The following is a 16,068-nucleotide window of genomic DNA, read 5'->3' as shown; positions in this document are numbered from 1 at the left end:
TCAGGAAATACGCCATGTTGGACGCAAGTTCCATAATGGAAAAAAGCCGGAATATTGTGTTCGAGAGATATCGATGTTGCCTGAAGTAATGCGCTTCGCACACAGGCAATCCCTGAGTCTGAGCGAACAACATTTCGCTTTAGTCGGCTTGATTATTTAATTCGATTTGTCGCTGGCGGGTATGAACTATTCAATAACGACATTCGCGCGCGGTCAGGCCTGTCGTTCCGAGTAGGGCATAAGTGACAAACGCTGGCTCTCCTGTACGGGTTGAAACTCGCTTTGCCCGACCTGAAAGGCAAAGGCTTCGATCAGCGAGGTCTGTTCGCTGTCGTCCAGGCTTAATTGCCCGGTGCTGTGATCTACCAGTTCAAGCTGCCAGGCCATGAGGGTGAAGCAGTCCTTCAAAGCCGCCAGTGCCTGCTCGTGCAGGTCGACGTGGTCCTGAGCAAGGTTGAGCAGGCCGTAAATGTGCAGGGAAAACTCGGAAACAGCCTCCAGCGCCAAGGCCTGGGCTCTGCTCGCGAGTTTCAGGAGGGTGGTGAGCATGCAGTCGATGGCATCCTTGTCATTGCTGATCAATTGCAGATGGCTCAGGCATTCTTCGGACTTGGCCAGGAGTGTTTCGGCCTCGACAAGAAATTCGGGGAACCGCTGGGCCCATTCTTTACGGTCGACTGGCATGTTTATCTCCACAACGTCATGTCTGATGAGGGAATGCCGTGTGTGTCGACGATCATGAACCGTCGCGAGATCGCGCCCCATTGCGCAGGTGCACAAGTTCGGGGTTTCAAGGGGATGTGTTTCCACTGAACTGCGATCGCACACAATAGCCTGACTCCGTTCATGCAATGAGAATGGCGTCACATTAATGGCTATTGGATATCGCGAATATCAGGTTGGGCCTGATTGTGAGTAGGGGAATCCCTTAGGCAAGGGAACCTGTCGTGCGTACCGAGGTCGCGCCGCAAAGACTTTAGCAGATGAAATCACGAAGCCAGTAAAGCATGATGTTAATGTGACATCAATGCCCGGTTATGGCATTTTGATGGCTAATTTTCTATTCATCAAGATTCGCTTTAAGCAGCCGATAAGTCTTCTTAGTAAATTCAACAGAAACAGCCCAGGAGTCATTGATGGCCGGCATTCTCGACACGGTAGACCAACGCACGCAACTGGTGGGTGAGAATCGCCTGGAAATTCTCATGTTTCGACTGGCTGGACGCCAATTGTTCGCGATCAACGTGTTCAAGGTTCAGGAAGTCCTGCAACTGCCGAAACTGACCCTGATGCCGCAGCGTCACCCGTTCGTTTGCGGTGTGGTCAACCTGCGCGGGCAGACCTTGCCGGTGATCGATCTGTCCCAGGCCATCGGCATGCGCCCGCTGGTGCCCGGGCCGAACAGCACGATCATCGTCACCGAGTACAACCGTTCGGTGCAGGCGTTCCTCGTCGGTGGCGTGGACCGCATCGTCAACATGAACTGGGAAGCCATTCTGCCGCCGCCAACCAGCGCCGGCCGCCAGCATTACCTGACGGCTATCAGCAAGGTCGACGATCAATTGGTGGAAATCATCGACGTTGAGAAAGTGCTCGCCGAGATCGTTCCGTACAACGCCAAAGTCTCCCGCGACAAGCTCGATGACCCGGTGCTCGAGCGCGCCCGTGGCCGCGAAGTGCTGTTGGTGGACGACTCCAATGTGGCGCTTTCGCAACTGCGCGACACCCTTGGTCAACTCGGGGTAAAGATGCACATTGCCAGCGACGGCCTGAAGGCCCTGAATATGCTCAAGGCCTGGGCCGATACCGGCGTGAACATGACCGACAAATTGCTGATGGTGTTCACCGACGCGGAAATGCCGGAAATGGACGGCTACCGTCTGACCACCGAGATTCGCAACGACCCGCGCCTGCGTGGTCTGTACGTGGTGCTGCACACATCGTTGTCCGGCAGCTTCAACGACTCGATGGTGAAAAAGGTCGGCTGCGACAACTTCCTCTCCAAATTTCAGCCGGACAAACTGGTCGACGTGGTGCGCCAGCGCTTGATGCTCGACGAAGTGCCGGCCTGACATCACCCCCCAACTTCCTGCGGGAGCGAGCGTGCTCGCGAAGGCGGATTCCATGTCGACACATTTGTTGAACGAATTTCCGCTGTCGCGAGCACCAGGCTTGCAGTGCACAAACTCCTTTGATTCGGGCATGAAGCTCGTATAGGGTGGCATTTTTAACCCCCAGGGAGCTGGCCATGCTGCGTCTGAGCGCGCTTTATCGTTACCCGTTGAAATCCGGCAAAGTCGATGTTCTGCAAGGCAGCTACCTCGATAAGCTGGGGCTTGAGGGCGACCGACGCTGGATGCTGGTGGACGAGGCCAGTGGTCGTTTCCTGACCCAGCGCGCCGAAGCGAAGATGAGCCAGTTGTCAGCCCTGTGGAATGCCCAGGGTGGCCTGACCCTGAGTGCACCTGAGCAGCCCTCCATCGAAATCGCCTTGCCGGGTGACAACGCCGAACTGCGCGGCGTGACCATCTGGCGCGACACCTTGCGCGTGCCGGATGCCGGCAATGAGGCGGCGCGCTGGGTCAGTGACTTCATCGGCAAACCGACGCGTCTGGTGCAGGTGCCGCTGAACCGGGCCCGTTCCACCCAGGCAGGATTCGGCAACGACGACGATCAGGTCGCATTCGCTGACGGATTCCCGTTGTTATTGATCGGTGAAGCGTCGTTGCAGGATCTTTCGCAAAAGGTCGGGCGCCCGCTGGAGATGCTGCGTTTTCGCCCCAACCTGGTGATTGAAGGCAGCGAGGCCTATGCCGAGGACAGCTGGAAGCGTATCCGTATCGGTGATGTCGAGTTCCGTGTGGTCAAGTCGTGCTCGCGCTGCATTCTCACCACCATCGACCCGCAAACCGGTGAGCGCAGCGCGGATCGCGAGCCACTGGCGACGTTGCAGAAATACCGTGCTCAAGCCGATGGCGCAATGTTTGGCCAGAATCTGGTGAATGACGGCAATGGTCGACTCGAAGTCGGCATGCCGGTGGAAGTTCTTGAGTAATTCGTCGCTGAAATGAAAATGCCCGTGTCCTTGGACACGGGCATTTTTTCTTCGCAGTGAAAACCGTGTGGTTTAGCCGCGGTATTCGCACAGGTAAGCGGTGTCTACCGCAACCTTCAGCTGAAACTTGCTGTTGGCCGGAACGTTGAACTGGCTGCCGGCGGCAAAGGTTTCCCAGTCGCTGCTGTCTGGCAGTTTGACGGTCAGCGCGCCAGACACCACATGCATGATTTCGCGCTGGCTGGTGCCGAATTCATATTCGCCCGGAGCCATGACGCCGATGGTCGCCGGACCTTCTGCGGTGCCAAAAGCGATGGACTTGACGGTGCCGTCGAAGTACTCGTTGACTTTAAACATGGGCGATTCCTCGAAAAGGGTCAGAAAATTGGAGGCGGCCAGTATGCACAAGGCTTTTGGCGCCGTCACCTGCCTGACATCTGTCCGGTGAGTTCTCGAATTGACCCTAGAGTGGCAAGACCAGTGGCAACAACCGTGCGGTATTGCGCGCATCCTCCAAGGCCCGATGCTGCTGACCGCTGAACTGCAGGCCGGCCAGTTGCAGCGCGCCGTTGAGACCCAGCGGCCGTTCCAGGCGTCGGGCCTTGGCGAAACGCTGCTTGAGGTTCATGTGCGGCACACGGCTGAGCCCGCTGTCGATTTGCAATCGCTGCCATTCCTGGAGCAACTGTTTGCGGTCGTAATCGCCCCAACTGGCCCAGCCCTCAAGGCGAGTTTGATGTTGTGCAAGCCAGCGTTCGAACGCCGGCCAGACTTCAGTCAACGGCTGCGCCGTATCGATATTGGCCTGAGTGATGTGCGTCAGTTCACGGCAAAACGGCGTGAGCAACGGGCGTCGGGTCGGTTTGACTAAGCGCTGGAAGTGATCCTGCTCGCGCCCGGCACGATCAACCAGTGTGGCGCCGATCTCGATAATTTCCATTTCCGTTACCGGCCAGCCACCCTCATCAGTGGTGGCTTCCAGATCTATGACCAGCCAGTGTGGCATCGCAGGGTTCCTGATTTCCGTGTTCTGATACTTCAGAGCGTAGTCAAACCCCGCGATTGCGTCCGGGCGACTACTCGACCTGCAACAGAACCTGACGATTTTTTACCTGATCGCCAACCTTGACCTGCACCCGCTTGAGCACTCCGTCGATGCCGGCCTTGAGCGGGTGCTCCATTTTCATTGCCTCCAGCACCACCAGCAACTGACCCTTGCTGACCGCACTGCCTTCGCTCACCAGCACGTCGACAATAGCGCCGTCCATCGGCGCCTTCAGGGTGCCGGAACTGACGCTGGTCTGACTGCCGATCAGCGCATGAGTTCGATCCTCCAGCCGCAGGCTGCCGGGGTGGGTGAACAGCCAGAGTTGATCGGCCTCAAGGCGATAAGCGTGACGCTGGCGCAGGCCGTCGATTTCCAGCGTCACCGACTGCGTATTGTGGTCGATCAATTTCAATTCGATTGTGCGTTCGGCGACCTGCACCTTGAACACGCCGTGCGGTTCCGCAAGCAGTTGTAGCGGCCAGTTCTGCTCGTCGAGACCGAGGCGATAATGCAGCGGCACGCTGGCGTTGTTGCGCCACCCGCTCAGCGGCTTGCGGTGGGTGAGGGCGCTGGTTTGATAGAGCAGCACAGCGGCGAGGGCCAGATTTTCGAGACTTGGCGAATACGGATGCAGGCAGGGGTGATCGCTGAAATGCTGTGCGATGAATGCCGTGCTGAAGTCGCCGCTGATGAACTGCGGATGTTGCAGCAGGCTGACCAGCAGGCGCTGATTGCTTTGCACACCGAGCAGCACCGTGTCCTGAACCGCGCGCAGGAGTTTGCGTCGTGCCTCCTCGCGAGTGGCGCCGTGGGCAATCAGTTTGCCAAGCATCGGATCGTAGAACGGGCTGACCAGTTGCCCTTCGCGCAGGCCATGATCAATGCGTGCGCCGTGTTGCTGCGCCGGCTCCCACGCCATGATGCGACCGGTTTGCGGCAGAAAATCCTGCGCCGGGTCTTCGGCATAGAGGCGCACTTCCATTGCATGGCCGCTGAGCCGGACTTGATCCTGAGTCAGCGGCAACGGCTGCCCCTCGGCAACCAGCAGTTGCCATGCCACCAGATCCAGCCCGGTGATCAGTTCGGTCACCGGGTGTTCGACCTGCAGGCGGGTATTCATCTCCAGAAAAAAGAACTGCCCGCGCGCGTCGAGCAGAAACTCCACGGTGCCAGCGCCGACATAATTCACCGCCCGCCCGGCCTTCAGCGCAGCCTCGCCCATGGCTTGACGCAATTCGGCGGTCATTACCGGGCTGGGCGCTTCTTCGATGACTTTCTGGTGGCGTCGTTGCACCGAGCAATCGCGCTCACCGAGGTAGATCAGGTTGCCGTGTTGATCGCCGAACAGTTGCACTTCGACGTGGCGCGGCTCGATCAGCGCCTGTTCGAGGATCAGTTCGTCGCTGCCAAAACCGTTCAACGCTTCGGAGCGCGCAGTGCGCAGTTGTGCCGGTAAATCAGAGCCATTGTGGACCAGACGCATGCCGCGACCGCCACCACCGGCACTGGCCTTGATCATCAAGGGGTAGCCGATTCGCTCGGCTTCGCGCAGCAGGGTGGCGTCGTCCTGTCCGGCGCCTTGATAACCGGCGATACACGGTACGCCGGCGGCGAGCATGGCGATTTTCGACTGACGTTTGCTGCCCATCAATTCGATGGCTGCGATGCTGGGGCCGATGAAGGTCAAACCAGCTTGTTCGCAGGCGCGGGCGAAGTCGGCGTTTTCCGAGAGGAAACCGTAGCCGGGATGAATCGCGTCGGCGCCGCTGCGACGGGCGGCGTCAAGGATCGCCGGAATATTCAGATAAGACTGCTGCACCGGAGACGGGCCAATGTGTATGGCTTGATCGGCCATTTGTACGTGCAGGGCATCGGCGTCGGCGTCGCTGTAGACGGCGACGGTGCGGTATCCCAGAGCCTGGGCGGTGCGCTGGATGCGGCAGGCGATTTCACCGCGGTTGGCGATCAGGATTTTCTGGATGGCGGGCATGGTGATCTTCCTGAGTTTTTTGCGGTGGGTTGGGTGGCCTCTTCGCGAACAAGCCCGCTCCCACATTTGGCATGCATTCCACCCTGTGGGCGCGAGCCTGCTCGCGAAGCATTCAGGTGGCCCATCGCGGTTTACGCTTTTGCACGAAAGCCATCGTGCCCTCGACCCCTTCGGCACCGGTGACCGCTTCGCTGAACCACTGCGCGGCCTCATCAAGCAATTTACATGGCGGCTGCCCGGCACTCGCCAACAACAATTTCTTGGTCACGGCATTCGCCTCCGGCGCGCAACACAACACCTGTTGCAGCACCTCATCCAAACGTTCGGCCAGTGCCTGCGAATCCTGCTCGACAAAATGCACCAGTCCCAGGCGTCTTGCCTGATGCCCGTCAAAACGCGCAGCGGTCAGCGCCAGACGCCGAGCCTCGGTCAGGCCGATCCTTTGCACCACAAACGGTAAGATTTGCGCGGGCAGTAAACCCAGACTGGTTTCCGGCAGACCGAATTGCGCCTGATGGTCGGCAATGGCGATATCACTGACACACGCCAGCCCGAAACCACCGCCGAGCACTGCGCCTTGCAGCACGGTGATCAACACTTGCGGCGCGTGTTGCGCTTCTTCCAGCAAAGACCCGAATGCACGATTCAAGTCGCGGTAGGCATCGCTGCCCTGGGCGCGGGCGTTGGCCATGTCCTTGATATCGCCACCGGCACAAAAGTGGCCGCCAGCACCGCTGAGCACCAAGGCCCGAACGCTGCGATCATCGCGTACCGACGCCAGCACCGTGCGCAGTTCGCTGACCATCTGCAGGCTCATCGCATTGCGGCTGTCCGGGCGATTGAGGGTGATGTGCAGCACGCCGCCGTGCAGCTCCAGCAACAGTGTCCGGCACTCGGGCAGGGGGCTCATTTCTTTTTCCCCGGCAGGATGCCCATCAGTTTGCAGATGATGCCCAGCATGATTTCGTCGGCGCCGCCGCCAATCGACACCAGGCGCACATCGCGATAGGCGCGGGCCACCGGGTTGTCCCACATGAAGCCCATGCCGCCCCAATATTGCAGGCAACTGTCGCTGACTTCGCGACCGAGGCGTCCGGCCTTGAGCTTGGCCATCGACGCCAGCCGCGTCACGTCCTGACCTTTCACATATTGCTCGGTGGCCTGATAGACCAGCGCGCGCAGGCATTCGATTTCGGTCTGCAATTCGGCGAGGCGGAAGTGGATGACCTGGTTGTCGATCAGCGCATTGCCGAAAGTCTTGCGTTCCTTGCAGTACTCGACGGTGCTGTCGACGCAATATTCCAGGCCCTTGATCATGTTCGCTGCGCCGAACAGGCGTTCTTCCTGGAACTGCAGCATCTGCATCATGAACCCGGCGCCTTCATGGCCGATGCGGTTGCGCTGTGGCACGCGCACGTTGTCGAAAAACACCTGGGCGGTTTCCGAACTGCGCATGCCGAGCTTGTCCAGGTGCGAGCTGAGGCTGATCCCGGGCGTGTTCATCGGCACCATGATCAGCGACTTGTTGATGTGCGGTTTGTCGTCCGAGGTGTTGGCCAGCAGGCAAATGAAGTCGGCGCTCGGCGAGTTGGTAATCCACATTTTGCTGCCGTTGATCACGTAGTCGTCGCCGTCCTTGCGCGCGGTGGTTTTCAGCCCGGCGACGTCGGAACCGGCGCCAACCTCGGAAACACCGATGCAGCCGACCTGCTCGCCGCTGATCGCCGGACGCAGAAACTCTTCGCGCAATTCATCGGAGCCGAAGCGTGCGAGGGCCGGCGTACACATGTCGGTCTGCACGCCGATCGACATCGGAATGCCGCCACAATGAATGGTGCCGAACTCTTCGGCAGCGACAATCGAATAGCTGTAATCAAGGCCCATTCCGCCGAATTTTTCCGGTTTGGAAATGCCCAGTAAACCGAGGTCGCCGGCTTTACGGAAGATCTCGTGGATCGGAAAGCGACCGGCTTTTTCCCATTCATCGACGTGCGGATTGATCTCGTGCTCGACAAACTGGCGGACGGTGCGGCGCAGGGCTTCGTGTTCCGGGGTGAAGATCATTGTTATTGTTCTCCATAAGATCCGTGGCGGTCAGAACCGGCTGACGCCGAAGCTGTTGGGTTGCAGCGTGCGAATGTCGGCCTCGTGGCAGATGTCCAGCAAATAGCCGAGCAGGGTGCGGGTATCGCGTGGATCGATCAGTCCGTCGTCCCACAAGTTGGCGCTGCCGTAGAGGGCGGTGGACTGACTGTCGAGTTTCTGCGCGGTGACCTGTTCGAGCATGTCGAGCATCTTCGGATCAGGCACCAGACCGTCCTTGAGCTGCTTGGCTTCGGTAACGATGCGCAATACTTTGCCGGCCTGCGCCCCCCCCATCACTGCGGTGCGGCTGTTAGGCCAGGCGAAGATAAAGCGCGGATCAAGGCCGCGCCCGCACATCGCGTAGTTGCCTGCGCCGTAGGAGCCGCCGACGACAATCGTCAGTTTCGGCACCCGCGCATTGGCCACCGCTTGAATCAGTTTCGAGCCGTGCTTGATCACGCCTTGCTGTTCCGATTCGGTGCCAACCATGAAGCCGGTGGTGTTGTGGAAGAACAGCAGCGGCATCTGGCTCTGGTCGCACAATTGAATGAATTGCGCAGCCTTGCTCGCACCGTTCGGCGTGATCGGGCCGTTGTTGCCGATGAAGCCACAGGCGCGGCCCTGGATTTTCAGTTGGCCGCAGATGGTTTGCTGATCGAACTCGCCTTTGAATTCTACGAAATTCGATTCATCGGCAATGCGCGCGATGATTTCGCGCACGTCGTAGGGCTTTTTCGCATCGTCCGGGATCAGCCCGAGCAACTCATCGATGGGGTAGAGCGGTTCTTTGTATTGCGGCTCCGGCAGCCACGGCAGTTGCTCGTTCCACGGCAGCATGCGGAGGATGTCGCGCACCTGGCGCACGCCATCGGCATCGTTTTCGGCCAGGTATTCCGCTGTGCCGGCAATCTGCGCGTGCATCTCGGCGCCACCGAGTTCTTCATCGGTGGCGACTTCGCCGGTGGCCGCTTTGAGCAGCGGCGGCCCAGCCAGAAACAGCTTGGCCTTGCCGCGCACCACCACCACGTAATCCGACAGTCCCGGCTGATAAGCGCCGCCCGCCGTGGCCGAACCATGCACCACGGTGATCTGCGGCAAGCCCATCGCCGACATGCGTGCCTGATTGGCAAAACTGCGTGCGCCTTCGACGAAAATCTCGGCAGCGTAATTGAGATTGGCGCCACCACTTTCGGCGAGGGTGATCACCGGCAGTTTGTTCTCTTGGGCGATCTGTTGCAGGCGCAGGGATTTTTTCAGGCCGGTAGGCGAGATGGTGCCGCCCTTGATCGCGCTGTTGTTCGCCACCACCATGGCGCGAATACCGCAGACGTATCCGATGCCGGCAATCAAGCCGCCGCCGGCTGCGCTACCGTCCTTGTCGTCGTGCAATTTGTAGCCGGCCAGGCTGGCCAGTTCCAGAAACGGTGCACCGGGGTCAAGCAGCAGGTTGAGGCGCTCGCGAGGCAGCAGTTGCCCACGCTTGTCGAATTTGTCCTTGGCTTCGGCGGCTTTGTTCAGCAGGTTCTGTTCAAGCTGCTGCACCTGTTCGATGGCCGTGAGCATTGCCGTCCGATTGCGAGCGAATTCGTCGCTGTGCGGATCGAGTCGGGACTGGATCTGGGCCATGGCTCACTCCTCATCCTTGAGCACATCGGGCAGACAGGCCCGATGAAAACCATTGAACGACTCGCTGTGGGTTGCCTTGTGCAGCGGCCACGCACGACTGCCGAGGCTGGCCGCACCGTCGATTTTCAGGGTGCTGCCACTGATGAACGCCGCCGCCGGACTGAGCAGAAAGACAATCGCCGCGCTGACTTCCGATTCGGTGCCGATGCGCTTGAGCGGCACATGCTCGCGCAGGGTCGGGATCACCGCTTTGAACGCGCCTTCATAGGTGTCCATGCCGCTGGAGGCGATCCAGCCCGGCGCGACCGCGTTGACCCGCACGCCAGCGTAGCCCCACTCGAAGGCGGCGGTCTTGGTGAAGTTGTCCATGCCCGAGCGCGCTGCGCCCGAGTGGCCCATGCCAGGCATGCCGCCCCACATGTCGGCGAGCATGTTGACGATGTTGCCGCCGTGTTTGCTCATCGATTGGTTGAACACTTCCCGGGCCATCAGGAAACCGCCGACCAGGTTGGTGCGCAGCACGGTTTCGAAGCCTTTCTGATTGATCGAGGCCAGTGGCGACGGGTACTGGCCGCCGGCATTGTTGACCAGCCCGTGGATCGGCCCGTGCTCGACAATCAGCGCTTTGACCAGTTGCCTGACCGCTTCTTCATCGCGGATATCGCACGCCTTCCAGTGCGCGCAGCCACCGTCCTCGGTAATTTCGGCGGCGACCTTTTGCAGTTTTTCCGGCTTGCGCCCGACCAGCAGCACGGTCGCACCGAGGGCGGCGAGTTCATGGGCGGTGCAGCGACCGATGCCGCTGCCGCCACCGGTCACGATGATGGTCTGAGCGCTGAACAGCCCGGCGTTGAAAATCGAAGCGTAAGCCATGCAAAGCCTCCTCTAGTCGAGCTGTTCGGCGATGCTCTGCGGCACCGGGATCTGGATTTCCAGCAGTTGCTGGGCGAAGGCCTTGCCTTGCGGGTCGATGCGCAGACTGGCCACGCCGCCGCCGCCGAGGGCGTTTTCCAGGAGAAAATTCAGGCTGTGCGTGCCGGGCAGGTACCAGCGTTCGACCCGGCCATGGATCGGGTCAAGGACGTGACTCATCCAGTCGACGATCACCGCGGGTGTGAGCGCTTCGGCAATCCACGGCAGGTATTCAGGCTGGCGGGGCAGCACGCCGATGTTGCTGTGGTTGCCCTTGTCGCCGGAGCGCGCCACAGCCAGTTTCACCAGCGCTACGCTGGCATCCGCGCGGCCTTGGGGTTTGGGTGGTTGATGGGGGATTGGCAGTTCGGCGCTGTCGAGTGCGCTCAGTGCGGGGAGGGCGCACGAATGGCGTTCGCCGGCCAGGTCGACTTCGACATTGCAGATGCTCTTATCGATCAGAAACGAAAACAGGCGAATCACCGGGTACACCGTTGGCCGCCCGCCGACGATGCCGGTCAAGCCGGGTGCCATGCCGGTGGCGGCCTGGGCGATCTCCCTGGAAAACAGCACCAATGCCTGTTTGTCCGGATGACGCACGGCAAGTTTGATCACCACTTCGCGGCTGTCGCGTCGCTCGCCGTGGGGACCGTAAGTGGCTTCGCTGCCGAGCAGCTCGATGTCGGTTTCGCTGTAGGGCGCCCAGCCACGCTGGCTGAACATTTCCGCTGTCTTGTCGATGATCGCCTGACTGACGCGCCGGGCTTTGTCCACCGCATCGATGCCGGCGATCAGGCAACTGGCGGTGCAGCGGAAACCGTCCGGATACGTGGCGCTGACTTTGTACTGGTCACTCGGCGGCAGGCCTTTCGCACCGTGTACGTGCACGACGTTTTTGCCTTGTTGCTGGAGTTTGACCTGGCTGAAATCGCAGATCACGTCCGGCAGCAAATACGCCTGCGGATCGCCGATTTCGTAAAGCATTTGCTCGCCGACGGTCAGTGGCGTGACCAGACCGCCGGAGCCTTGCGGTTTGCTGACGAGGAATTGGCCGTCAGCGCTGACTTCGACGATGGGAAAACCGATGTGCTCGTAGTCCGGCACGTCGCGCCAGTCGGTGAAGTTGCCACCGGTGCATTGCGCGCCGCATTCGATGATGTGCCCGGCCAGCGCGGCGTGTGCGAGGTTGTCGTAGTCGTGCCATGACCAGCCGAATTCATGCACCAGTGCGGCGCTGACCACGGCGCTGTCGACCACGCGCCCGGTGATGACGATATCGGCACCCAGACGCAGGGCCTCGACGATGCCCGGCGCACCGAGGTAGGCGTTGGTCGACACACACGTTTGCGGCAACGGGGCACCGGTAAACATCTCGCTGATGCCGGTCAGTTGTTTGAAGTGCGGCTGCAAGTCGTCGCCGAGCACCACGGCGATTTTCAGGTCGATGCCGGCCTTGTCGCAGGCCGTTTGCAACGCGGCGGCGCAGGCTTGCGGGTTGACCCCGCCGGCATTGCTGATCACGCGGATATTGTGCTCGGCCAGTTGAGGCAGCAGCGGGCTGAGTACTTCGATGAAGTCGCCGGCGAATCCAGCCTGCGGGTTCTTCATCCGTGCGCCGGCCATGATCGACAGGGTGATCTCGGCCAGATAATCGAACACCAGATAATCCAGGTGTCCTCCCGCTACAAGCTGCGCGGCGGCGGTTGACGTGTCACCCCAGAAGGCACTGGCGCATCCGATGCGAACGGTGGTTGTCATTGTTTTCTCCGACTCAGGGACCTGCGACAGAAGTGTCTGGAGGCTACCAAGCAAGCGCTTGGTTTGTAAATAGCTGAAATATCTTCTACCCAAGCGCTTGCTTGGTGCTCATCAGCGGCTTAAATTGCGCGCAACCCTGCGTGTTCAGGGGGCAACAGACTGATCGACTGTAGGAGAGAACGGGTGGACGAGCAAAAAGCCCTGAGGGTCATGCGCGAATTGGTCGAAGAAGGCCAGTTGACCGACCCGGACAGCGCCCGTGGCAAACTCCTTCAGGTGGCGGCTCACTTGTTCCGCAACAAAGGCTACGAGCGCACTACGGTGCGTGACCTCGCTGGTGCCGTGGGAATTCAGTCGGGAAGCATTTTTCATCATTTCAAGAGCAAGGATGAGATTCTCCGTGCGGTGATGGAGGAAACCATCCGTTACAACACAGCGCTGATGCGCGCGGCGCTCGCCGACGCCAGCAATGTGCGCGAGCGGGTGCTGGCACTGATTCGCTGTGAATTGCAGTCGATCATGGGCGGCAGTGGCGAAGCCATGGCGGTGCTGGTTTATGAATGGCGTTCACTGTCCGAGGACGGCCAGGCCAAGGTGCTTGCACTGCGTGACGTTTACGAAGAACTCTGGCTGCAAGTGCTCGGCGAGGCCAAGGCAGAGGGGTTTATTCGCGGTGACGTATTTATTACCCGACGTTTCCTCACCGGTGCACTGTCCTGGACCACCACATGGTTCCGTGCCGGCGGCAGTCTGAGCCTTGATCAACTGGCGGACGAAGCGCTGATTCTGGTTCTGGAAGAGCGCTGAGACGCTTTCTATCCGGCCGGGAAACTGGCTAATTGGGCGAAACCGCCTAGTTTGAATGCATTGATCGATATTTTTCGGGGAGTGGGGTGTTTTGAAGTCTTTGCCAATTCGGACGGCTGCGGGGCTGATGCTCGCGGCGTTGGCTGCATTCTGGGTATTGCCCGTTCAGGCAGCGCAATTGGTTCGAGTGGGCGCCGCCCATTTTCCGCCCTACACCATTCGCCCGGAAAACGGTGCCGATACCGGGCTTTTGCCGCAATTGGTCGGGGCGTTGAACCGCCTGCAAAGCGACTATCAATTCGTCCTCGTGCCCACGTCGATTCCCCGGCGCTTTGGCGATTTCAAGCAGGGCCGGATCGACATGGCGATCTTCGAAAACCCGGAGTGGGGCTGGAAGAATATTCCGCACTCGGACGTCGACATGGGCCTGGAGGACGCGGAAATTTTCGTCGCACAACGAGAAGACGGTCGCCAGCAGGGCTACTTTGCCAGTCTCACGGGCAAGCGCCTGGCGCTGTTCAGCGGTTATCACTACGAATTTGCCAGCTTCAACGCCGACCCGAGATTCCTTGCGCAGAACTACAACGCCACATTGACCTACTCCCACGACAGCAACCTGCTGATGGTCCTGCGCGGGCGCGCTGATATTGCGCTGGTAACGCGTTCGTACCTATCCGATTACCTGCTGCGCAACAAAGAGGTGGAGGATAAATTGCTCGTCTCGCAGCGCATCGATCAGGTTTACCACCATTACGCCATTTTGCGACCAACCGCGCCGATCACCGGCGAAGTGTTCGGCAAACTGCTGCAAGGCTTGCGCGACAACGGTGAGATGCTGAAGATTTTCGAGCCGTACAAGATTGCGGTGCTGCCTGTGCCTCATCCTTGAGGCACTCATTTCTCGCCGAAGCCTAAATTTCATTGTGTGGATCACGTCCCATCGTTGAACTGTCGACGATTATCGTGAGCCCGACCCATGTCCAACCTGAATGAACTGACTGCCTTGTCGTTGCCCTCGGGCAGTCAACTGATCGCTGATACAACCGAACGCCGTTTGAGCCTGAGCCTGGACGGGCAACCGCTCATTCGCCTGCGCCTTGATCGCGAAGCCAGGGGCGCGATCCAGATCGATGAGCGCTTTGCGCTGCCGCCGGGGCAAGCACTGTGGGCGGCCTGTTACTGGCTGTTCGCCCGTGATCCCGGGTGCGAGCAGTTGGTCTGGCAACTCGATCAGCCGCCGACCGAAGCCTTGCTCAGCGGACTGTTGGTGAGCACTGATGTGGCCGGTGAATACCGCTGCGAGCGCACGCTGTTCTGGCAGTTGCCGCAACCGTGGCTCGGTACTTCATTGGCTGGCAATTATCCGCAGCAAATGGTCGTCAGCCAGGGCAAGCGCCATCCGCTGCGGCCGGTGAAGCCGCGCGGTGAAGTCTATCGGCGCTTCGATGCGCGTCTCGGCGCGTGGATTTCCCTGCGCACGGTGGAAATCGAAGCAGACCTGCCGCGCTTCAATCGCTGGCAGAACAGCCCGCGCGTTGCCAGTTTCTGGGAGGAAGAGGGCAGCATCGAGAAGCATCGCGAATACCTGAGCAAGCTCGACGCCGATCCGCATACGTTGACGTTGATCGGTTGTTTTGACGATCAGCCGTTTGCCTACTTCGAAGCCTATTGGGCCAAGGAGGATCGCATTGCGCCGTTCTATGACGCGGACAATTACGACCGTGGCATTCACATGCTGGTCGGCGAAGAGCATCACCGTGGGCCGCACAAGGTGGCGAGTTGGTTATCGGCACTGGTGCATTATCTGTTTCTCGATGATCCGCGCACCCAGCGCGTGGTCGCCGAGCCGCGGGCCGATAACGCGAAGATGATCGGTCATATGCAGAACCAGTGCTTCCACTGCGAGAAGGAATTCGACTTCCCGCACAAGCGCGCGGCGTTGATGATTCTGGGGCGTGAGCGGTTTTTTGACCGGTGCAAGCTGGCCTGAGGCAGTCGGGCTTGAGATTCATTGCGGTCCCGAATCCACCTTCGCAAGCAAGCCCGCTCCCACATTGGCCCGGTGTACGCCGAATCAATGTGGGAGCGGGCTTGCTCGCGAATGGTCTGACGCCGAATTCAGATCTTAACGACGACCCGCAATCACCACATCCCGACGACTGCCCGACACCTTGCGGCAGTGCACCAGCGCATCACGAATCATGAAGTTGACCAAGGTCGGCGAAACGCCGAGTTCCTTGGCGATGTCCTTTTGCGGCACGCCGTGCAGGCGGTACATCTCGAAGGCGTAACGGGTGCGGCTGGGCAGCTCGGTCAGCGCGTCGGCAATGTGTTCCAGGGTCGAGAAGTTAATGTGCGAGGTTTCCGGCGAAGCACCCTGAATGACCACGTTCAACCCTTCCTCTTCAGGCCCGGAGTATTTCTGCTCCAGCGCTTGTTTGCGGTAGTGATCGATGGCGAGGTTGCGCACGATCTGGAACAGATAACTCAGTTGAGCCTTGATCGACGACGTGATTGGAGGGGCCGATTGCAGTCGAAAAAATGCATCCTGCACTACATCTTCGGCACGTGAGCGGCAGCCGGTAATGCGGGCTGCAATCTTGACCAGAATCAGTCGGTTGTCGACGAATGCCTGAAGTAGCGGTGAATCGCACCTGCTTGTGGATACTTGTTCCGTCATGGAAATCACCTTGCTGCCAAATAGGTTAGTGGGACGCCTGGGGGGACGGGGCCGTCCTACACATCGAGCGACAAATTATGTTGAATGATAATGATTGTCAATTGAGA

General features: G+C 59.7%; 15 protein-coding genes. 5 read left to right on the top strand and 10 right to left on the bottom strand.

What is annotated here, in order from left to right:
- Positions 1 to 213: 213 nt before the first annotated feature.
- Positions 214 to 684, bottom strand: coding sequence for a hypothetical protein (locus AACY19_RS25025; RefSeq protein WP_339454244.1), 471 nt, complete (start codon positions 682 to 684; stop codon positions 214 to 216).
- Positions 685 to 1,136: 452 nt separating this feature from the next.
- On the opposite strand from AACY19_RS25025, the gene AACY19_RS25020 reads away from it, so the two are divergent.
- Positions 1,137 to 2,072 carry a chemotaxis protein CheV gene (locus AACY19_RS25020; RefSeq protein WP_003226705.1) on the top strand — a complete coding sequence of 312 codons (936 nt, stop codon included), beginning with the start codon at positions 1,137 to 1,139 and terminating at the stop codon, positions 2,070 to 2,072.
- A 176-nt stretch (positions 2,073 to 2,248) separates the two neighbouring features.
- Positions 2,249 to 3,055, top strand: coding sequence for an MOSC domain-containing protein (locus AACY19_RS25015; protein WP_339454243.1), 807 nt, complete (start codon positions 2,249 to 2,251; stop codon positions 3,053 to 3,055).
- 72 nt (positions 3,056 to 3,127) lie between these two features.
- On the opposite strand, the gene ppnP is transcribed toward AACY19_RS25015, so the two are convergent.
- The 8 genes from ppnP to AACY19_RS24975 form a co-directional block, all read right to left on the bottom strand.
- Positions 3,128 to 3,412, bottom strand: a complete 285-nt coding sequence (ppnP, locus tag AACY19_RS25010) for a pyrimidine/purine nucleoside phosphorylase (protein WP_007940055.1) — start codon at positions 3,410 to 3,412, stop codon at positions 3,128 to 3,130.
- A gap of 106 nt (positions 3,413 to 3,518) precedes the next feature.
- Entirely contained in the window at positions 3,519 to 4,061 is a 543-nt protein-coding gene (locus AACY19_RS25005; RefSeq protein ID WP_339454242.1) for an exonuclease domain-containing protein, read from the bottom strand.
- Positions 4,062 to 4,131: 70 nt separating this feature from the next.
- On the bottom strand, positions 4,132 to 6,093 hold the full coding sequence (locus AACY19_RS25000; protein ID WP_339454241.1) for an acetyl/propionyl/methylcrotonyl-CoA carboxylase subunit alpha: 1,962 nt from the start codon (positions 6,091 to 6,093) through the stop codon (positions 4,132 to 4,134).
- 112 nt (positions 6,094 to 6,205) lie between these two features.
- Entirely contained in the window at positions 6,206 to 7,003 is a 798-nt protein-coding gene (locus tag AACY19_RS24995) for an enoyl-CoA hydratase/isomerase family protein (RefSeq protein WP_339454240.1), read from the bottom strand.
- Positions 7,000 to 8,157 (bottom strand): citronellyl-CoA dehydrogenase, encoded by a 1,158-nt coding sequence (atuD, locus tag AACY19_RS24990; RefSeq protein ID WP_339454239.1) that lies wholly within the window; start codon positions 8,155 to 8,157, stop codon positions 7,000 to 7,002. The genes AACY19_RS24995 and atuD overlap by 4 nt, the downstream gene beginning before the upstream one ends.
- A gap of 30 nt (positions 8,158 to 8,187) precedes the next feature.
- Positions 8,188 to 9,804 carry an acyl-CoA carboxylase subunit beta gene (locus AACY19_RS24985; RefSeq protein WP_339454238.1) on the bottom strand — a complete coding sequence of 539 codons (1,617 nt, stop codon included), beginning with the start codon at positions 9,802 to 9,804 and terminating at the stop codon, positions 8,188 to 8,190.
- A gap of 3 nt (positions 9,805 to 9,807) precedes the next feature.
- Positions 9,808 to 10,677 (bottom strand): SDR family oxidoreductase, encoded by an 870-nt coding sequence (locus tag AACY19_RS24980; RefSeq protein WP_339454237.1) that lies wholly within the window; start codon positions 10,675 to 10,677, stop codon positions 9,808 to 9,810.
- Positions 10,678 to 10,689: 12 nt separating this feature from the next.
- On the bottom strand, positions 10,690 to 12,474 hold the full coding sequence (locus AACY19_RS24975; RefSeq protein WP_339454236.1) for an acyclic terpene utilization AtuA family protein: 1,785 nt from the start codon (positions 12,472 to 12,474) through the stop codon (positions 10,690 to 10,692).
- Positions 12,475 to 12,657: 183 nt separating this feature from the next.
- Here AACY19_RS24975 and AACY19_RS24970 point away from each other — a divergent pair, with 183 nt between their 5' ends.
- The 3 genes from AACY19_RS24970 to AACY19_RS24960 all read left to right on the top strand — a co-directional run bounded on the left by AACY19_RS24970 (position 12,658) and on the right by AACY19_RS24960 (position 15,271).
- The gene (locus tag AACY19_RS24970) at positions 12,658 to 13,281 is read left to right on the top strand and encodes a TetR/AcrR family transcriptional regulator (protein ID WP_339454235.1); all 624 of its coding nucleotides are present in this window, start codon (positions 12,658 to 12,660) and stop codon (positions 13,279 to 13,281) included.
- Positions 13,282 to 13,372: 91 nt separating this feature from the next.
- Positions 13,373 to 14,170: a substrate-binding periplasmic protein gene (locus tag AACY19_RS24965; protein WP_339454234.1), complete on the top strand. Its 798-nt coding sequence runs from the start codon at positions 13,373 to 13,375 to the stop codon at positions 14,168 to 14,170.
- Positions 14,171 to 14,257: 87 nt separating this feature from the next.
- Positions 14,258 to 15,271 carry a GNAT family N-acetyltransferase gene (locus AACY19_RS24960; RefSeq protein ID WP_339454233.1) on the top strand — a complete coding sequence of 338 codons (1,014 nt, stop codon included), beginning with the start codon at positions 14,258 to 14,260 and terminating at the stop codon, positions 15,269 to 15,271.
- Positions 15,272 to 15,406: 135 nt separating this feature from the next.
- Here the strand turns inward: AACY19_RS24960 and AACY19_RS24955 are convergent, their stop codons facing one another.
- Positions 15,407 to 15,961, bottom strand: a complete 555-nt coding sequence (locus AACY19_RS24955) for an RNA polymerase factor sigma-70 (RefSeq protein ID WP_122597088.1) — start codon at positions 15,959 to 15,961, stop codon at positions 15,407 to 15,409.
- Between the last annotated feature and the right edge of the window lie 107 nt (positions 15,962 to 16,068).

This window comes from Pseudomonas sp. EA_5y_Pfl2_R50, assembly GCF_963970475.1.
In the GTDB taxonomy this organism is placed as follows: Bacteria; Pseudomonadota; Gammaproteobacteria; order Pseudomonadales; family Pseudomonadaceae; genus Aquipseudomonas.
The sequence above is the reverse complement of the archived record's forward strand: the minus strand, read 5'-3'. Positions and strand labels throughout refer to the sequence as shown.